The following is an 18,450-nucleotide window of genomic DNA, read 5'->3' on the forward strand; positions in this document are numbered from 1 at the left end:
AAGATTATTTAACTGTTGCTGTGCTTGTAATCAATTCAACAGCTTTTTTGATTGTGATATCGTGTTTCAACATATCAGCTGAAAGCAAGCTTTGTACTTGAGCAACTTCCATGTTGTAGTCTGTTGCCAATTGCTCAACTTCTTTTTGGATTTCTTCTTCTGAAGCATCAAATCCTTCAGCTTTGGCAACTGCTTCGATAACAAGGTTAGTCTTAGTACGTGACTCAGCTTCTGCTTGGTATTGATTGTGAAGGTCTTCTTGAGTAGTTCCAGTGATTTGGAAGTACATGTCAGGGTTGATACCTTGACGTTGCAAGTTTCCAAGGAATTCGTTTACTGAGCGGTGAACTTCTTCGTGAATCATTTCTTCTGGAAGTTCTACGATTTCAGCGTTTTCTACAGCTTTATCAATTGCTGCACCTTCTACTGCATCTTTGTAAGCTTCTTCTTTAGCAGCAGCCAATTCCTTGCGATATTTTTCTTTCAATTCAGCAAGTGTTTCAACTTCTTCATCGATGTCTTTTGCAAGCTCATCGTCAAGAGCTGGAACTTCTTTAGCTTTTACTTCGTGGATAGTTGTCACGAATTTAGCTTCTTTTCCTGCAAGGTCTTCTGCTTGGTAGTCTTCTGGGAATGTTACAACTACATCAACAGTTTCACCAGCTGAGTGACCTACTAATTGGTCTTCGAAACCAGGGATGAATTGACCTGAACCAAGTCCAAGTGAGAAGTTTTCACCTTTTCCGCCATCAAATTCAACACCATCAATAGAACCAACGAAGTCGATGACAACAGTGTCGCCGTTTTCAGCAGCAGCTTCCTTGATAACCAATTCAGCCAAGTTATTGCGTTCGCGTTCGATACGCTCTTCAACGTCAGCGTCAGTTACTTCTTTTTCTAGATCAACTGATACTTCAAGGTTTTTGTAGTCACCCAATTTTACTTCAGGTTTTGTAACGACCTCAGCAGTGATAACCCAGTCTTGACCTTTTTCCATTGAAGTTACGTCAATTTTTGGTTGAGCAACCACTTCAAGACCAGCTTCTTTTACAGCTGCTTCATAAGCATTTGGCAAAAGAGCGTTCATAACGTCTTGGTAAAGTGACTCTTCACCAAATTTTTTGTCGAAGATAGGGCGTGGAAGGTGACCTTTACGGAAACCTGGAACATTAAGAGATTTCTTCACTGAGTTGAAGACACGGTCCAATTCTGGTTTGATTTGGTCTTGAGAGATAGTGAAAGTCAAGACACCACGGTTTGTTTCTTTGTTTTCAAATGATACAGACATTCTGTCATTTCTCCTTAAAATTTTTTAAATACAGTCTATTATAACATAAATGGGCGACTTTTTTCAAGTAATGAACGCGCTTTTCAATGATGGGAGAGGTACTTGCTCGCTTCTTTGATAGTAAGTTCAGTCATTCTTTCCTTGTTTTTCTCAATGAAGCATGCTACCCAAGCTGGATTCGTTTTAGAGTAGTCTCTCAGAGCCCAGCCAATGGCTTTATTGATAAAGAATTCTGTTTGATTCAAATTATGAAGCAGAATCTTTTCCAGTAATTGAACATTGGTCTTCTCTTTTCTTAACAACTGGTGGTCAATAGCGACGCGTCTCAACCAGATATTGTCTGACAGGCTCCATTGGAGGATTATTTTTTCCAGTTCCTGCTTCTCATACACCAAACTCCCTACTACTCGATCTAGGATATCTACCGTATCCCACCAAGATTTTGTGACGACTAACCGCTCAAGCTTAGGTAAATCGTTCTCCGTTAGATAAGACTGCATTGCTTTCAAATAATTAGCAGCTACATATTGGTATTCTCTAGGCTCCTTTCTCCAGCAAGTATCTACAAAATTCCAGTCGATAATCTTTGTTTTTTTCGCTTTTGGAAAGTATTTTTTATAGAGTGCATTTCTTTCAGGAGCCGCAATACCTAGGAAGAAAAATTGATGGCGCATATAGGCTTCCATGGGCCCTGCCTTTTTTGAATCTTTTGCTGCTTCTAGCTCAACAAGTAAATCTGTTAGACTCATCTAAAACTCCTCATGCCCCACCAAGTGGTGCTGAAAGGCATAGACTGCAGCCTGGGTACGATCGCTGACCTCAAGTTTGGCAAGAATATTGGACACATGGGTCTTGACCGTCTTGAGAGAGATAAAAAGTTCGTCTGCGATGCGCTGATTTTCGTAGCCCTTGGCGATGAGTTGGAGAACATCTCGCTCACGAGCAGTCAGGTCCTCATGTAGTTCTATGTGATTGCGGTGGTATTCGACTTTTTTGCTGACCTCTTGCTCAATGGCCAACTCTCCAGCAGCCACCTTACGGACGGCATGGAGTAATTCGTCTGCACTAGAAGTCTTGAGCATATAGCCTTTGGCACCAGCATTCAAAACCGGCATGATTTTTTCATTGTCCAAGTAAGAGGTCACAATCAATATCTTGGCTTCAGGCCATTCTTTGAGGATGGCCAAGGTCGCCTCAATTCCATTCATTTCAGGCATGACAATATCCATGACAATGACATCTGGACGTAATTCCAAAGCCAAGTCAATGCCTTGAGCCCCATTGGATGCCTCACCCACAACTTCTACATCATCTTGGAGGTCAAAGTAGCTTTTCAAGCCCAATCGAACCATTTCGTGGTCATCTACTAGTAAAATTTTCATCTTTACTCCTTATAATTCCTTATCTAACAAGGGAATACGGATATCAACTGCCAGCCCTTGCTTGGGAGCTGTTAATAACTGAACCGTCCCTGCCATATCTTCAACCCGCTCCTTGATATTGCGGAGTCCATAACTCAGGTCATCTAAACTCCCCAACTGAAAACCAATCCCATTGTCCACCACCTTCAGCTGCAATTCAACATCTGTCTGATAGAGGTAGACATCTAGGCAAGAGGCCTGGGCATGGCGGAGGGTATTGCTGATCAACTCTTGCAGGATACGGAAGATATGCTCCTCGATTTTCTTAGGCAATTTCGTCACATTTTGCTTGAAACTAACCTTGAGATCACTCTTGTCCTCAAGCTCTTTTAAGAGGATTTGGATTCCCTCAACCAGACTCTTTTGCTCCAGTTCAACTGGTCGCAAGTGCAGGAGCAAGACCCGCAAGTCCTTCTGGGCTGTTTCAAGGATGGCTGTGACACTCTGCAACTGGGTCTGCATCTTTTCTCTATCCAATTTCAAAGCCTGCTGACTGATACCCGATAAAATCATGTGGGCTGCAAACAACTCCTGACTGACTGTATCGTGCAAATCCCGAGCAATCCGCTTCCGTTCTTTCTCGATGATTTCCTCTTCCTGAGCAAGACTGTGATTTTCAGCCTTTTGAAGAGCTTCTGTCAAAAGGTTAAGTTTACCTGACAAGGACTTGAAACTGGCATCTAAATCTGGATCAGCAACCTGAACCACTTCTTGCCCTGCCAATAAACGCTTGAGATTGGCCTGCATCTTTCTTAGAGAAAGCTCTTCAATACCTCGCCAAAATAGGGCTAAGAGACAGGTCATGGACATGCTGAATACCAACAACAAAAAGACAAATTTTTCTGTTTTTTCGACATCGTGCAAGAAAATAGACCAGTCAAAATCAAGAATTTCCAATAAGCTGTGGGAGAAAAATAAGACAAACAGGAAGGAGGTAATTGCAATGATTACATAAGCTTGTTTTTTCATCCTCTGACCACCTCCACATCCCCAATCATAGTAGTCAAGAAAATCTTGACACTCTTGTTACTCTTAAGATAGTCTCTTGTTTCTTGATGATAGTGTTCATTACGGAGGGCTCGCTTGGGCTGGTTGAAAAAAGTCAAGTCACCATAGAGACAGTTAACGCTGAGACTGACTTCCACATCTACAGGTACGATGATTTTGGTCGTTCCTACCATCTTTCTGAGGATAATAACATTGTCATGATTGGTTAGGATGACCCTCTCCAGATGAATGGTATCCTTGCCCATAAGACGAAAGAGATTGATATCATCAAACTGGCAAGTCTGGTAGCTTGAAAAATGATGGAGATTTCCAAACCAACGATTTTTCTCCTTCTTAACCGTCACCACCTCTTCAAAAACTAAATTGGTCTGCTCTTTTTCCTGGTTCATCATCGGATAAAGAAGAAAAAGACTATAGATAACCGCAACAAAAATAGCTAGAATCACAAAGGGATTGAGCATGACGATGAAAAAGAAGAGAATGCTTGCCACTACCAAAAGAAGGTTATTGCCCTCTTTACCAGTGTAATAGCGAATCAAAAGTAAAAAGAGGAATAGAATCAGCAGAAAACGCGAAAAATGCTCTGAAACCATCAACATCAGAGCTCCCGTCAACAGACAGGCTTCGATAAATAAAAAGATTTTAAATTTTCTCATAGGTTCATCCTCTCCCTTTTATTTTATCACAATTCAAAAAAGTCACCTCGGTCTGAAGATGGAAAAAAGGCGATGGTTACGCCTTTTTCATCTGATCATTTGCTTCTTTTAATTTTCCATAAAGAATGTAATCTACGCTTTGCAAATCTGCTATGGTAGCACAATTAAGAGCACACATAATTAAGCGTAGATCTTCTTTCCAACCTTGGACAATGCCAATCACTTCTTCAACTGAATAGGTTTCAACCAATTCCAGAACTGTTCGTGACAATCCCACAGCTTTGGCACCAAAGACCAAGCACTTAATCATATCCAGCGGATTCCGAACCCCTCCACTGATCAAGAGTTCAACCTTATCTTTCCAGTCTTGGGCATTGAGAAGGGCTTGCATAGTGGACTGGCCCCATTGATTGAGATAATCACGCTGGCCACTGCGACGGTTTTCGATATAAGCAAAGCTGGTACCACCACGACCTGACAGGTCAAAGGTTCGAACGCCCAATTCATAGGCTCTCTCAATGGTCTTCACATCCATTCCAAAGCCCACTTCCTTGAGGACAATCGGAACAGGAATTTGCTTGCTATAGTCTGCCAGATGCGATTGCCAGCTTCTGAACATTCTTTCTCCCTCAGGCATCAGTAATTCCTGCATGACATTGACATGCACCTGCAAGAGAACAGGATTCATCTCTTCTACAGTCTGAAGTCCTAACTCGACAGGCTTGTCCAATCCAATATTGGTTCCAAGAAGGAGATTTGGATGGCTAGATTTGACAGAAAAAGAGTCATCTATAGGATCCTTGAGGGCTGCGCTATAAGAACCCGTTACAAATAAAATACCACAGGCTTCCGCCACTTGAGCCAGCTTTTGATTGATTTCTCTTCCCTTATCGCTTCCACCCGTCATGGCATTGATATAGAAAGGAAAGTCCCACTTTCGACCAGCAAATTCTGTCGACAGATCGACTTCATCCAGGTCGTAAAGAGGCAAGGAAGAATGAATCAACTCCACCTCATCAAAGCTATTATAGGAACTTTTCTGCTCAAGGGCATAGCGGATGTGCTCATCCTTACGATTTGTCGTCATGTCCTATCCTTTCTTGGTATAAGAGCTCAATCCCCAGATCGGCCCAACGGTTTTTTAGGGTTTCAGTTGATTGCTCATCAAAACTTAAGGCAATCCCACAATCACCACCACCAGCGCCACTACTCTTGGCAACAGCCTGCAAATCTTGACTAGCTGTCTTCAACTGTCTAAGCGAAGGCGTGTAAATATCTGTGCTCAAGCCTTCTAAAAGCTGGCTGGCTACTTCTACTTGCTCGATCATTTTTTCTGATTTCCCCTGCTCCAAGGCTTCTACTAAAGCAGCCACCGTTTCTTTTGAGGAACTTAAAAAATTCTGATTGATATTTTGCTTGATTTGTTTAACCATATCACTAGATACAGCCACTTCCTTGGTCCATCCCACTAGGAAATCACATTCTAGGGCTGGCTTCACTTGTGAGATAGAAAAGCCCCAATCACGCTCCAGAACAGTCGCCAAATTTTCTTCTTCCAACCAAGCAGCCACCTTCTGGCGGTCAAATGACTGGTAGAGAACCAAATCCTCTGCCACAATACAGGCAAGGTCCCCCATAGAACCATTGTCTCCGCGCTTGAGCAAGACCGCGCTAGCCAGCTTGAACAAGAGCTCCTGATCCACTGAAAGATTATACAGAGCCAGTAAAGCCTTGACAACCAAGACAACGACGCTACCGCTAGAACCAAGACCAAACTTTTTCCCTTCTCGTTCCATTTTTCCACGAATTTCTAGAGAAAAAGGTTTTAAAGTTTGACCTCGATAAATCAGGAAATCTTCCACTAAAGCAATCGTTTCTTGAATCAAGCTGTAGGCAGGATTTGGCGTCAAATCCACTGCGAAATCAAACATATCTGAGTAAATACGGTAACTATCAGAAAAAGCAATCTCGCCCTTCATATAGATAGGAATGGCCTTTATCAAGGCTAACTGCCCTGGTTCTAGAATAGCATATTCACCTGCCCAATAGAGTTTCCCGCAAGTTTTAACAGCAATCATCTTGGCTCAAATCCTTTGTTTTTGACACAATCAAGCGATAACGTTGACCGAAGATTTCTGATAAATGCTCCAAGTCTTTCTCCTGACAGAGGACCTTGACATTGGGACCAGCATCCATAGTAAAGTAACAAGCCTCTCCTTGCTCACGTAGCTGGCGAACAAAGTCCATGGCTTCATAAGACGCATCCGTCAGATAAGAAAAGGCTGGTGATGCTGTTTTGGTCGTAGCGTGCATAGCCAGGGCATTTTTCTCAGTTAACTCCCCAACCTTGGCAAAGTCATTTTCCTTGAGATAAACCAGCATATCCTGATAGTCTTTCTCAGACTGACGTACCCAGTCATCAAAGGTCGTCGATGTTTCCACACAAAGTTTCATCCCGTCACGGCTAGAGATTGGTTTTTTCTTATCCTCTAGCACCAACATAATCATAGCTAGTTTCAAGTCTGTCTCTACAGGGTAAATTTCCCCACTATCCTTATCCCAGGCACCGAGTGGTCCATAAAAACTCCGAGAAGAAGAGCCTGAGGCAAACTTAGCCTCCTGCGCCAACTGACTCCGATTCAAACCAAGCTTGAAATAAGCATTACAAGCCTTGACTAAGGCGGACAAACCGCTAGAACTTGAGGATAGGCCCGCCGCGGTAGGCATATTGTTTTGGGTATCGATACGGACAAAGCCTTCACCTTCTGGACGATAACGGTCAATAATCTTACTCACCTTAGCATGCTCCGCCTCATTTTGTAGCTGACCATTGATATAAAAGGCATCAGAAGTCGCATCCGTCGGTAAAGACGATAAGGTCGTCTCTGTGTACATATTTTCCAAAGTCAGAGAAATACTGCTAGTAGCAGGTACCATCTCTTTTTCTTTTTTCTTTCCCCAATATTTGATAATAGCAATATTTGCGTAGGAACGTACTGTTACATGCTCTCTATCCATGTCTGAACAGCTCCTTTCTCTTCTAATCTTTCTGCTAGTTCTTGTGCTTGTGTCAAATTGTCTGCCAAGGCTATGATACAGCCTCCAAGCCCACCACCGCTCATCTTAGCACCCAGAGCACCATGGTTAAGAGCTGTTTCAACCAGATGGTCTGCCTCAGGGCTACTGACACCAATTTCTTTTAAATGCAAATGCGCTTGACTGAGGATTTTCCCAAGTCTTTCAGCATCTTTTCTTGTAATTGCTTCTTCTGCCTGCTGGGTCAATTCTCCCAAGGCATGTAAAAACGGTAGGGCATCCTTGCCCTTGTTTTGAACCACTTGAATAGCTTCACGAGTGTGACCATAAACGCCTGTATCAGCAATCACCAAATAGGCGGATAAATTCATCTCAAGCTCTGTAAATCCTACATTCTTAATAAAGCGAATAGGTTGGTCACTGAGACAGGTCTTGGCATCCAAACCACTTGGATTCATATGTGCAATCATCTCCGCCCGATTGACCAAGATTTCTAGTACATCATGAGGCAGTTCTGCCTGATAATAGTCAAATACCGCACGAATGGCTGCTATGCTAATAGCAGCTGACGAACCCATTCCCCGTTTTTCAGGGATAGCCGAGTCAATCTCACAGCGAATGCAGGCTTCTTTGATATCCAAATACTCAAGCGAAGCATAAACCGCCATGGACAAGGTATCCTCCTCATAGAGACGCCAAGGACTCGCTGCAGGAACTACCTTACAAGTCACCTCCACCTCCAAAAGAGGCAGGGAAATGGCAGGATAACCGTAAACAACCGCATGCTCCCCTATTAAAATAATCTTACTATGTGCCTGACCGACACCAATTTTTTTTGTCATTTTTTCCTTTTGCTAGACGAAAAAGCCGTCCCATTTTTTCATACAAGTATTACTTCTCTCCTATCTATTTTATTATATTTTCACAAAAAAAGCGATTGTTTCCTTCACAATCGCCTCTTTCATTATTGAACCCATTCACCATTATAGTTGACAGAATAGCCATCTACAGTCGTATTCACTGCCAAAGCACCTGAGCTATAAGCATAGTACCATTTGCCATTAACCTGGAACCAACCTGTCTTCATATCTCCATTACTTGCATTTAGGTAGTACCAAGGTATTGCCAGCCCGTTTTCATATCACCATTTTCAGCATCTAAATAGTACCATGATGAGCCTTCTTGATACCAGCCAGTTGCCATGGCTCCTGATGAACGGAGGTAGTACCACTTATTGCCAAGATATTTCCAACCAGTTTGCATTGCAGCAGTTGTTGGATCTAGATAGTACCAAGTTGAGTTATCATTGGTCCAGCCACGCACTGGCTCCCCAACCGTTAAACTGTCGATACGAGCATCAAAGCCACTATCCTTCTGTAAATAATACCAATGTCCTTCGTCAGAAATCCAACCAGTTTTTAAAGTGTGATAGCTACGCTGATCTTCAAAATAATAGGTTCGTTTCTCTGCTGGGCTATCATATTGTTCCCCATGATGTTTGTTGGTATTGGTAGCAGTTTTTGCTTCTAAAACTTGCTTGCCAACAAATTCTTGTAGGATCCCATCTTGGTTAAAGTAGTACCATCTTGGCATTGGCATAAATTCTAATCTTAAACCATTTGGGTAAGGACCAATTGTACTACCTTTAGATGGAAACGGGATATATTGCCAGCCGACAACCATTTCTCCTGATACGTGATCAAAATAATAGGTCTTGCCATCAATCACTCGCCAGGCCTTTTCTTTGATGTCACCCTTCTTGTAGTAGGTTCTACCATTTTCTTGGACAAATTGCCAACCTTCTGAATCAGCATCATCCGCCAATACTGCACTTGTTGCCAGTAAGCTAAAGAACAAGACTGCTAATGCGATTTGCATCAATTTTTTTATTATTTTCATTAGACCTATCCTCCATAGCTGATTATAGCAAAGACCAAACTGCATGTCAATATATAAAACACCCCCAAAAAAAGCAGTTACATAACTGCAACTGCTTTTCTATTCTTGCATGGTGTAACCAACACCACGTACTGTTTTAATGTAGCTTTTTTGACCTTTTACATCAAGCTTGCTACGTAGATAACGGATATAGACATCCACGATATTGGTTTCGGTCGCACTTTCATACTTCCAGACACTTTCCAACAACTGCTCACGAGTCAGAACTTTCTTGCTTCCCATAAGAGTAGCCAAAAGGTCATACTCACGGCGGGTCAGAGCAATCATCTCCTCGCCACGATAAACGGTATGATGTTCTACATCCATACGCAGATTGCGGTAAGACGTTGGAACCTTCATCTGACTACAGTGTTGGTCGATGAAGTCCCGACCTCGGAAAATCGCTGAAATACGGGCTACCAGATTCTCAATAATAACTGGCTTATAAATGTAAGAAACAGCAAAGCGTTGGATTGTCTCAATCTGATCTTGCAAGTCTTCACGATGGTCCAAGACCATGATGACTGAGGCTGGCTTAGTTCGACTCAGCTTGTCTGCAAAATCCTGGGCTGTCATATCCCCCAGTTGAGCATTCAATAAAATCAAGTCATAGTCTGTTTGAAGAGCCATGGAGAGGGCTTTTTGCCCCTCCTCAACCTGATCAACTCGGTATTGCTCTTTTTGGAGCTCCAAACTTAAAAAATGAGCTAGATTTCGTTCTTTCTCAAGTAATAAAATCCGTTTCCCCATGGCAGACCTACTTATTTTTCGTCATACCAAGAGTAGTGGAAGGTTCCTTCTTTATCTTTACGTTGGTAAGTGTGGGCACCAAAGTAATCACGTTGCGCTTGGATCAAGTTAGCTGGAAGGTCAGCTGAACGGTAGCTATCAAAGTAAGTAATAGCTGCTGAGAAAGTTGGCACTGGCACACCAGCTTGAACAGCAAGAGCTACGATATCACGCACTGCTTGTTGGTACTTAGCAGTAACATCCAAGAAGTACTCATCCAAAAGAAGGTTAGCAAGGTCTGCATCACGGTTGTAAGCATCTGTAATCTTTTGCAAGAAACGAGAACGGATGATACAGCCATCACGCCAGATAGATGCGATGTCTGCAAATGGCAAATTCCAGTTGTTTTCTTTAGAAGCTACACGCAATTGCGCAAAACCTTGTGCGTATGAAATGATTTTTGAGAAGTAAAGGGCTTGACGAATCTTTTCGATCAACTCAGCCTTGTCTCCTTCAAATTTGAAGTCAGCTGGTTTTGGAAGAACCTTGCTAGCATGTACACGTTCTTCTTTATAAGTAGAGATGTAACGTGCAAATACTGACTCAGTAATTAGTGACAATGGCACACCAAGGTCAAGTGATGATTGGCTAGTCCATTTACCAGTTCCCTTGTTACCTGCAGCATCAAGGATGTAGTCTACGATTGGTCCATCTTGACCTTCGTCGTCTTTACGGCTCAAGATATCAGCTGTGATTTCAATTAAGTAGCTGTCCAACTCACCCTTGTTCCACTCAGTAAAGATTTCAGCCATATCTTCTGCTGAAAGACCTAGCAAGTGTTGCATCAAATCATAGCTTTCTGCGATCAATTGCATATCACCATACTCGATACCGTTGTGAACCATTTTCACATAGTGACCAGCTCCATCAGGACCGATGTAAGTCACACATGGTTTGCCATCTTCTGGTGCTTTAGCTGAGATTTCTTCAAGAACATCCGCAACCAATTCGTAGGCCTCTTTTTGTCCACCAGGCATGATAGAAGGACCTTCAAGAGCACCTTTTTCACCACCAGAAACCCCAGTACCGATAAAGTTGATACCTGAGTTTGCCAATTCTTCATTACGACGGATTGTATCTTTGTAGAAAGTGTTTCCACCGTCAATCAAGATATCACCCTTGTCAAGGTGTGGAAGAAGGGCTTGAATTGTAGCATCTGTACCAGGTCCAGCTTGAACCATGAGCATAATACGACGAGGTTTTTCGATTGAGTTTACAAAACTTTCAACGTCATAGCTTGGTACAAAGTTCTTTTCAGGATGGCAAGCAATTACATCTTCAGTTTTTTCTTTACTACGGTTGTAGATAGCAACTGTGTAACCACGAGATTCAATATTAAGGGCAAGGTTACGACCCATTACGGCCATACCTACGACACCAAAGTTAGCTTTTGTCATTTGACACTCCTCTTATTTAATTTGTTTTATTTTATCATTTTTACTTTTGAAAAGAAAGAATTTTGTAACGGCTACTTAGAAGTCCAAGGCATCCGCATGTCCAGAACCATTTCCAACAAAGTATCCTGTCTTACAGTTAAGGGTAAAGAGATAGGTTCCATCTGGCTTGTAGAGGTTGTAATAACCATTGCCATTAACGATATTAACACGTTCAAGGATATATTGGTTACCAGTGATATATCCACGTGAACGTGAAGTCGCTAAAATTTGTTCTAAGACACCATCCGCAAAATCCCAGGCAGAGTTGTTACTATCATCAATAGCAGACTGATTATAGGCAACACGACTAGCACTTCTTTGAACAGCAACCCCTGCACTCGAGAGACCCATATTGACTTCACTGCGACTACTTCTAGTCTCATTTGAACTACTTGGTTTTGTCTCACTAATCGTATTTGAACTTGTTTGACTAGAGTTTGAACTGCTAGTTTGACTTGAACTTGAGCTAGAAACACTTGTTTGCTGACTCTTACCAAGACTGATAGCCTTATCTAGCACTTTATCAAGCTCCGTATTTCCAGTTTTAATATCCGTAAATTTAGCATCCGATTTGACTTTGGCATTGGTATCCAAAACACCATCCACAATAGCTGGTTTTTCAAATTGAGCATTGACATCTTGAATGGCCTTGATTTGCGTTGCTAGACTATCATACTTCGATTTGGCAAGCGTATGTTCACGACTACCTTCCAGCTTATCAAGCAAGGTTTTGAGTTGACTCAGTTTATCAAACTGGCTATTCTTCAAAGCCGTTTTATTGCTATCTGTATAAAAGGCATCGTATTGGCTATTGAAATCTTCTAAAATCGGCTGAACATTCTGCTCGCTAGACGATGATTGAGAAGTTTGGATTTCCTGTGTTGAGCGATTCACTTGACGGTAAACATAATAAGCACTGACACAGATAATCACTGATACAAACGCCAAAGCGGTTAAAACAAATCCTTTTTTGCTTTTCTTTTCTGAGCCTTCTTGTTCCAGACGAGAAAGGTTTTGCTCCTCTTCCACTTCTTCAGTCATTTCTATTGGATTTTCATCCTCTAGCAATAGAGAATCCAAGCCTTGCTCCTCATCGTCCAGAGGCAAGGGTGGTAAGATGTCTTCAGAAGATGGAACTTCCTCCGAAGAAGCTTCTGACTCCTCTACAGCCTCACGCACCTCTTGAATTAAATAATCCAGACTCTGAGTTTCGACTAACTCCTCTTTTTTGTATTGACGAGTCGCAAACTTATCTGCTTCGATTTCATCTTTATGTTGTTTAACATACTTGTCCAAAATGGAATCCTCAGGCAAGACCCCTGCTTCCACTTCTTCATTTTTACGAATGGCTTGACCAACTGTTAGCTCTTTTGCTTCATCAAAATCAAATCGCGGTTCTTGGACTTCTTTTTTATGACGATTCCGTCTTTTCTTACTCATGGGTATTCCTTTCTATTTTAACTCTTGGCGTTTAACACGCTGACCAAAATATTGATACAGATCCACTTTCAAGGTTCCGTTGTATAACTTACGTTTCTTATCCGCCTGACTACCATACTTACTTTCAAATGCTTCATCACTAGTTAGGATAAACTTACTCCAAGTTTTCAGTGGTGTAAATACTTGCCCCATCTCAGCATAGAGCTTGGTCACCCCTGCATCATCTGATAAACGTTCTCCATAAGGCGGATTTGAGATAATCACGCCATTGATTTTATCAGAACGTAAATCCTGAACGCGCATCTGCTTAAAAGTAATGTCTCCTGCAACACCAGCTGCCTGAGCATTAGCTTTAGCAATTTCCACCATGCGAGCATCAATATCACAGCCCATAATATCCAGTTCCAGCTCACGGTCCACTTTTTTAGCCGCCTCTGTGCGCACTTCTTGAATCAAGCGATCGCTAATCCAGTTCCATTCTTCAAAAGCAAAAGAGCGACGAAGTCCTGGTGCCATCTTTCGAGCAATCATGACTGCCTCAATACAGAAAGTCCCCGAACCACAGGTCGGATCAATCAAAGGCTTGTCTGGATACCAGTTAGAAAGTTGTAAAATAGCTGCCGCCATGTTTTCCTTGATAGGAGCGCCACCCTTTTCCGTACGATAACCACGTTTAAAGAGGCTAGACCCGGTCGTATCAATCATGACAGTTGCCACATCTTTGAGAATAGAGACCTCAATCTTAAACTCTGGGCCATTCTCCATCAGAGGGACACCTTCTGGGCGAGCATAGTGTTTCTGCAATTTCTTAACAACAGCTTTCTTAGAAATAGCCTGAACACTCGGCTCATTGTGAAGTTTAGATTTAACACATTTGGCCTTGGAAATCGGGAACCGAGCTCCGAGTGGTAAATAATTTTCCCAATCTAAAGCAAAAACTCCCTGAAACAGTTCTTCAAAAGTCTTAGCTGGGAAAGTTCCTACGATGATCTTGATACGATCTGCTGCTCGAAGCCAGAGGTTGGTTTCGATAATAGCTCTGACGTCTCCTTGAAAACGAACACGTCCATTTTCAACCTGACAATCGTAGCCCAACTCTCGCACTTCTCGTCCCACAACAGCTTCAAGACCTGCTGCCACAGTTGCAATTAAATTAAATTCTTTTTTCATGTTACAGTCTTGCAAGACCTTTCTATATGTCCACTTTAAAAAATGAGGTTGAGAAAATTTCTCAGCCCCAACCTATATGCAATTTTCTATAAGCCATGTTTTGTTCCAGAAGTGACTAGGACCACTTCCTTCGATAATCATCTGTCTACCACTAACAGCTCTAGCTGATAGCAGTCAGAATACTACGTTCGTTTCCGCGTACTCCATGCCCCGACCAAAATTTGGGTTGCTAGCTTGAGGGGTTTACCGCGTTCCACTCTCTCCGTTTCCAGAAAGACTCCGTCACTGTGGCACTTTCAAGCCTACTCTGGCCTATCCAAGGACTTAGCCATTTCAACTGCCGTAACGATTTCTCGTCCCTAGGCTTATGGTTTCGCCTAGCACAAACACTACAGGCATCACAGCCTGTGCTAGCATGGACTTTCCTCATGAGAAGCAACTCTCCTCACGCGATTATCCAAAAATTGCACATCTCAAATAACTACTTAGAAATCCGAGTTATCTAAAATTTGTTTACCAAAAACTTCTTTTTCCAATCTATTCAGGCGTTTCAAAATATCAAAATTCGTCATAGAACTTGTAGTTGCCGCTTCCATAGGCTCTGCTTGAACTGGTGAAGGTTTCGGTTTACGAGCTAATTCTTCCTTCAAATCCGCAATTTCCTGACGAAGTGACTTGACCAAGGCAGCATAGGTTTCATAATCCTTAATGACATCGTCTAAAAACTCATCAACTTCTACCTTGCTATACCCACGGACTTCACGCCCAAACTCTTGTTCAAAAATATCTTTCGCTGAAAAAATAATACTTGCCATGTCTCTCTCCATTCTTGCTTGCTAGTATTATTATATAAAAAAAGCCAAACAAAAATCAAGGTCAAAGCTTCAATTTTCGGAAAAATTTTCAGCAAGTTCATTTAACTGATCAAATGTTAATCTCTTTATAAAATAGTCCTCTTGATTTTTCATCTTTTGGTAAAAATAAGCTAGTTTCGTTTCATTTTCTTCATCATAAAAAAGATAGGAACTGTTCGTGTTTTCCAGTAAAAACTGCTGGTAGTCTCTTAACTGCCCCTTGTGTTCATAACGAGGATAGGCATATTTGACAAAGTCTACCTGCTTAAAGCGACTCAGTTTCATCTGATTGCCTTCATTCCAATTTTCCCCATGGGTTTCAAAAGCAAAAATGGTGGCCAACTGGAAACCGTACTCTGTCTTCATTTCCTGAGCAACCTCTAAAACCCAATATTCAAAGCCCAAAATCCCTGTAAATACAAGCCAAGTCACCCCATCTGCTGCCATAGCTTCTAAATCTTTACGTATCGCTTTTTTAATCAATTTAAGACGAGGATCCTTGTCAGAAAACAAACCCAAATCAAAAGCAGAATAGCCTAAAACCAAAGCTGTAGTCATTTTTAACCCTTCCTGTGCAAATTTATGATATAATAGAGTGATGTTATTGTACCAATAAGGAGAATTATGGTCAACTATCCTCATAAAATTTCATCACAAAAAAGACAAACATCTCTTTCTCAACCCAAAAATTTCGCAAATCGAGGAATGTCTTTTGAAAAGATGATCAATGCTACCAACGACTACTATTTGTCTCAGGGCTTAGCTGTTATACATAAGAAACCAACCCCTATTCAAATCGTACGAGTGGACTATCCACAACGGAGTCGTGCCAAGATTGTTGAAGCCTATTTTCGACAAGCTTCAACGACAGACTATTCTGGCGTTTATAATGGATATTACATCGACTTTGAAGCTAAGGAAACAAAACAAAAACGTGCGATTCCGATGAAAAATTTTCATCCACATCAGATTCAGCATATGGAACAAGTCCTTGCCCAACAAGGAATCTGCTTTGTCCTTCTTCACTTTTCTTCTCAGCAAGAAACCTACTTATTACCGGCATATGATTTGATTCGCTTCTATCATCAAGATAAGGGGCAAAAATCAATGCCACTTGGATACATACGAGAATACGGTTACCAGATAAAACTAGGGGCATTTCCACGAATTCCCTATCTCGATGTCATCAAAGAACATTTACTAGGTGGTAAACAAGATGAATAAATACATTCTTATGCGAATATTAAAGTATACTGGAATCTTTTTCCTAACTCTCTTTATCGCATTATTTCTATTGGGTGGGGGTGTTTTCCTCTATTTTGTAAGTAAAGCTCCAGCACTATCAGATAGTAAATTAGTTGCAACAACTTCGAGCAAGATTTACGACAATAATAACGAACTCATTGCCGATCTGGGCTCTGAACGCCGAGTAAACGCTCAGGCCAACGAAATTCCTACTGATTTAGTCAAAGCCATCGTGTCTATCGAGGACCATCGCTTCTTTGACCACAGAGGGGTAGATACGATTCGGATCATGGGGGCCTTCTTACGTAACTTACAAAGTAACTCTTTACAGGGAGGATCAACCCTAACTCAGCAGTTGATTAAGTTGACCTATTTCTCAACATCAACTTCGGATCAAAATATCTCCCGAAAAGCACAAGAGGCATGGTTAGCTGTCCAATTGGAACAAAAAGCTACCAAACAAGAAATCCTTACCTACTACATCAATAAGGTCTATATGTCAAATGGTAACTATGGTATGCAGACAGCATCCCAAAATTACTACGGAAAAGACTTAAAAGACCTCTCTCTACCTCAATTAGCTTTGCTAGCAGGTATGCCACAGGCACCCAACCAATACGATCCTTACTCTCATCCAGATGCAGCACTAGACCGTCGTAATTTAGTTCTTTCAGAAATGAGAGGGCAAGATTACATTAGTGCTGAGCAATATGAAAAAGCCGTCAACACACCTATCACTGATGGTTTACAAAGTCTTAAATCGGCTGCTACTTATCCAGCATATATGGATAACTATCTAAAAGAGGTTATTGAACAAGTAGAGCACGAAACTGGATATAATCTTCTTACTACTGGGATGGAAGTCTACACAAATGTAGACAAGGGAATTCAACAACGACTTTGGGATATTTACAATACAGATGAGTATGTCTCTTATCCAGATAATGACCTTCAAGTAGCCTCAACTATCGTTGATACTTCCAATGGTAAAGTCATCGCCCAACTTGGAGCTCGTCACCAAGCAAGTAACGTTTCATTTGGTACCAACCAAGCTGTGGAAACCAACCGTGACTGGGGATCAACCATGAAACCAATCACTGATTATGCCCCAGCCTTAGAATACGGTGTATATGATTCAACTGCAACTACTGTCCACGATATTCCTTATAACTATCCTGGTACAAGTACTCCTGTTTACAACTGGGATCGAGCATATTTTGGTAATATTACTCTGCAATATGCCCTTCAACAATCTCGTAACGTACCTGCCGTTGAAACACTAAATAAGGTTGGTTTAGATAGAGCTAAAAACTTCCTAAATGGTTTAGGAATCGACTATCCTGTAATACACTATTCAAATGCTATTTCAAGTAATACAACTGAATCTAGTAAACAATACGGGGCAAGCAGTGAAAAAATGGCTGCAGCCTACGCTGCATTCGCAAATGGCGGTACTTATCACAAACCAATGTACATCAATAAAATCGTCTTTAGTGACGGTAGTGAAAAAGAATTTTCTGACGTTGGTACAAGAGCTATGAAAGAGTCTACTGCCTACATGATGACAGAAATGATGAAAACAGTTTTGACATCTGGAACAGGTTACAACGCCTATCTGCCTGGAATTCCTCAAGCAGGGAAAACAGGGACTTCTAACTATACAGATGAAGAAATCGAAAATCATATCAAGTCGAATCAACTTGTAGCACCAGATGAACTGTTTGTCGGTTATACTCGTAAGTATTCAATGGCCGTTTGGACAGGTTATAGCAACCGTCTCACTCCTATTCTAGGCGACGGTCTCACAGTTGCTGCTAGAGTCTATCGCGCTATGATGAGCTACCTTGCTCAAAATAACCATCCTGGAGACTGGACAATGCCTGAAGGACTATACCGAAGCGGCCAGTTCGTATTCCAAAATGGAGCCAGAAATACATTAAATACTCCTGACACACAACAAACACAATCAGAAGTAGAGAGTCCCTCTACAACATCTGAAAGTTCAAGCACTCAAGTAACACCTACTCCTGGTCAACCAGCAAATAATCCTACACCAACGAATCCTAATCAGGGACAGCCTGGCCAACAAATCCAACAACAACCACAGGCCCCTCAATTTCAACAACCACAACAGTAAATACGAAAAATCCTGAGAGTTAGAAATTCTCA

Annotated in this window: 17 protein-coding genes, 1 other RNA gene and 1 pseudogene; 2 read left to right on the forward strand and 17 right to left on the reverse strand. The window is 41.7% G+C overall.

The window, feature by feature from the left end; translation table 11 throughout:
* Positions 1-4: 4 nt before the first annotated feature.
* The 17 genes and pseudogenes from tig to CYK16_RS01505 form a co-directional block, all read right to left on the reverse strand.
* On the reverse strand, positions 5-1,288 hold the full coding sequence (gene tig, locus CYK16_RS01425) for a trigger factor (protein WP_060805224.1): 1,284 nt from the start codon (positions 1,286-1,288) through the stop codon (positions 5-7).
* Between the two features lie 83 nt (positions 1,289-1,371).
* The gene (locus CYK16_RS01430; RefSeq protein WP_060805225.1) at positions 1,372-2,037 is read right to left on the reverse strand and encodes a DNA alkylation repair protein; all 666 of its coding nucleotides are present in this window, start codon (positions 2,035-2,037) and stop codon (positions 1,372-1,374) included.
* On the reverse strand, positions 2,038-2,670 hold the full coding sequence (locus CYK16_RS01435) for a response regulator transcription factor (RefSeq protein WP_060805226.1): 633 nt from the start codon (positions 2,668-2,670) through the stop codon (positions 2,038-2,040). It lies immediately after the preceding gene.
* A 9-nt stretch (positions 2,671-2,679) separates the two neighbouring features.
* Positions 2,680-3,678, reverse strand: a complete 999-nt coding sequence (locus tag CYK16_RS01440; RefSeq protein ID WP_060805227.1) for an envelope stress sensor histidine kinase LiaS — start codon at positions 3,676-3,678, stop codon at positions 2,680-2,682.
* A complete protein-coding gene (liaF, locus tag CYK16_RS01445; RefSeq protein WP_042751861.1) occupies positions 3,675-4,373 on the reverse strand; it encodes a cell wall-active antibiotics response protein LiaF in 699 nt (232 codons plus the stop codon). The genes CYK16_RS01440 and liaF overlap by 4 nt, the downstream gene beginning before the upstream one ends.
* Before the next feature lie 76 nt (positions 4,374-4,449).
* Positions 4,450-5,460, reverse strand: coding sequence for a type 2 isopentenyl-diphosphate Delta-isomerase (fni, locus tag CYK16_RS01450; protein WP_060805228.1), 1,011 nt, complete (start codon positions 5,458-5,460; stop codon positions 4,450-4,452).
* Complete coding sequence (locus CYK16_RS01455) at positions 5,444-6,451, reverse strand: phosphomevalonate kinase (protein ID WP_060805229.1); 1,008 nt, start codon at positions 6,449-6,451, stop codon at positions 5,444-5,446. Before CYK16_RS01455 ends, fni begins: the two co-directional genes overlap by 17 nt.
* Positions 6,438-7,391: a diphosphomevalonate decarboxylase gene (gene mvaD, locus CYK16_RS01460; protein WP_060805230.1), complete on the reverse strand. Its 954-nt coding sequence runs from the start codon at positions 7,389-7,391 to the stop codon at positions 6,438-6,440. Before mvaD ends, CYK16_RS01455 begins: the two co-directional genes overlap by 14 nt.
* Entirely contained in the window at positions 7,373-8,251 is an 879-nt protein-coding gene (gene mvk / locus CYK16_RS01465) for a mevalonate kinase (RefSeq protein ID WP_060805231.1), read from the reverse strand. The genes mvaD and mvk overlap by 19 nt, the downstream gene beginning before the upstream one ends.
* 122 nt (positions 8,252-8,373) lie before the next feature.
* Positions 8,374-9,308 (reverse strand): annotated as a pseudogene (locus CYK16_RS01470) (N-acetylmuramoyl-L-alanine amidase family protein).
* A gap of 99 nt (positions 9,309-9,407) precedes the next feature.
* Positions 9,408-10,097, reverse strand: a complete 690-nt coding sequence (locus CYK16_RS01475; protein ID WP_060805232.1) for a response regulator transcription factor — start codon at positions 10,095-10,097, stop codon at positions 9,408-9,410.
* A gap of 11 nt (positions 10,098-10,108) precedes the next feature.
* Positions 10,109-11,533, reverse strand: a complete 1,425-nt coding sequence (gndA, locus tag CYK16_RS01480; RefSeq protein ID WP_000158785.1) for an NADP-dependent phosphogluconate dehydrogenase — start codon at positions 11,531-11,533, stop codon at positions 10,109-10,111.
* 75 nt (positions 11,534-11,608) lie between these two features.
* Positions 11,609-13,012 carry a cell division site-positioning protein MapZ gene (mapZ, locus tag CYK16_RS01485; protein WP_060805234.1) on the reverse strand — a complete coding sequence of 468 codons (1,404 nt, stop codon included), beginning with the start codon at positions 13,010-13,012 and terminating at the stop codon, positions 11,609-11,611.
* A 12-nt stretch (positions 13,013-13,024) separates the two neighbouring features.
* A complete protein-coding gene (locus CYK16_RS01490) occupies positions 13,025-14,182 on the reverse strand; it encodes a THUMP domain-containing class I SAM-dependent RNA methyltransferase (protein ID WP_060805235.1) in 1,158 nt (385 codons plus the stop codon).
* A gap of 84 nt (positions 14,183-14,266) precedes the next feature.
* Positions 14,267-14,647: RNase P RNA component class B (rnpB, locus tag CYK16_RS01495), an RNA gene on the reverse strand.
* A 20-nt stretch (positions 14,648-14,667) separates the two neighbouring features.
* On the reverse strand, positions 14,668-14,997 hold the full coding sequence (gene gpsB / locus CYK16_RS01500; protein ID WP_049533777.1) for a cell division regulator GpsB: 330 nt from the start codon (positions 14,995-14,997) through the stop codon (positions 14,668-14,670).
* Between the two features lie 69 nt (positions 14,998-15,066).
* Positions 15,067-15,594, reverse strand: coding sequence for an SLOG family protein (locus tag CYK16_RS01505; protein WP_060805236.1), 528 nt, complete (start codon positions 15,592-15,594; stop codon positions 15,067-15,069).
* Positions 15,595-15,660: 66 nt separating this feature from the next.
* Here CYK16_RS01505 and recU point away from each other — a divergent pair, with 66 nt between their 5' ends.
* Together recU and pbp1a are read left to right on the forward strand one after the other, a co-directional pair.
* Positions 15,661-16,260, forward strand: coding sequence for a Holliday junction resolvase RecU (gene recU / locus CYK16_RS01510; protein WP_060805237.1), 600 nt, complete (start codon positions 15,661-15,663; stop codon positions 16,258-16,260).
* Positions 16,253-18,418 carry a penicillin-binding protein PBP1A gene (gene pbp1a, locus CYK16_RS01515; RefSeq protein WP_101776523.1) on the forward strand — a complete coding sequence of 722 codons (2,166 nt, stop codon included), beginning with the start codon at positions 16,253-16,255 and terminating at the stop codon, positions 18,416-18,418. The genes recU and pbp1a overlap by 8 nt, the downstream gene beginning before the upstream one ends.
* Positions 18,419-18,450 lie beyond the last annotated feature (32 nt).

Origin of the sequence: Streptococcus oralis subsp. dentisani (assembly GCF_002860905.1) — a bacterium.
GTDB lineage: Bacteria > Bacillota > Bacilli > Lactobacillales > Streptococcaceae > Streptococcus > Streptococcus oralis_BA.

Coding starts and splice junctions, on each gene's coding strand:
- tig (WP_060805224.1), bottom strand. CDS start 1,288: ATGTCTGTATCATTTGAAAACAAAGAAACAAACCGTGGTGTCTTGACT.
- CYK16_RS01430 (WP_060805225.1), bottom strand. CDS start 2,037: ATGAGTCTAACAGATTTACTTGTTGAGCTAGAAGCAGCAAAAGATTCA.
- CYK16_RS01435 (WP_060805226.1), bottom strand. CDS start 2,670: ATGAAAATTTTACTAGTAGATGACCACGAAATGGTTCGATTGGGCTTG.
- CYK16_RS01440 (WP_060805227.1), bottom strand. CDS start 3,678: ATGAAAAAACAAGCTTATGTAATCATTGCAATTACCTCCTTCCTGTTT.
- liaF (WP_042751861.1), bottom strand. CDS start 4,373: ATGAGAAAATTTAAAATCTTTTTATTTATCGAAGCCTGTCTGTTGACG.
- fni (WP_060805228.1), bottom strand. CDS start 5,460: ATGACGACAAATCGTAAGGATGAGCACATCCGCTATGCCCTTGAGCAG.
- CYK16_RS01455 (WP_060805229.1), bottom strand. CDS start 6,451: ATGATTGCTGTTAAAACTTGCGGGAAACTCTATTGGGCAGGTGAATAT.
- mvaD (WP_060805230.1), bottom strand. CDS start 7,391: ATGGATAGAGAGCATGTAACAGTACGTTCCTACGCAAATATTGCTATT.
- mvk (WP_060805231.1), bottom strand. CDS start 8,251: ATGACAAAAAAAATTGGTGTCGGTCAGGCACATAGTAAGATTATTTTA.
- CYK16_RS01475 (WP_060805232.1), bottom strand. CDS start 10,097: ATGGGGAAACGGATTTTATTACTTGAGAAAGAACGAAATCTAGCTCAT.
- gndA (WP_000158785.1), bottom strand. CDS start 11,533: ATGACAAAAGCTAACTTTGGTGTCGTAGGTATGGCCGTAATGGGTCGT.
- mapZ (WP_060805234.1), bottom strand. CDS start 13,012: ATGAGTAAGAAAAGACGGAATCGTCATAAAAAAGAAGTCCAAGAACCG.
- CYK16_RS01490 (WP_060805235.1), bottom strand. CDS start 14,182: ATGAAAAAAGAATTTAATTTAATTGCAACTGTGGCAGCAGGTCTTGAA.
- gpsB (WP_049533777.1), bottom strand. CDS start 14,997: ATGGCAAGTATTATTTTTTCAGCGAAAGATATTTTTGAACAAGAGTTT.
- CYK16_RS01505 (WP_060805236.1), bottom strand. CDS start 15,594: ATGACTACAGCTTTGGTTTTAGGCTATTCTGCTTTTGATTTGGGTTTG.
- recU (WP_060805237.1), top strand. CDS start 15,661: ATGGTCAACTATCCTCATAAAATTTCATCACAAAAAAGACAAACATCT.
- pbp1a (WP_101776523.1), top strand. CDS start 16,253: ATGAATAAATACATTCTTATGCGAATATTAAAGTATACTGGAATCTTT.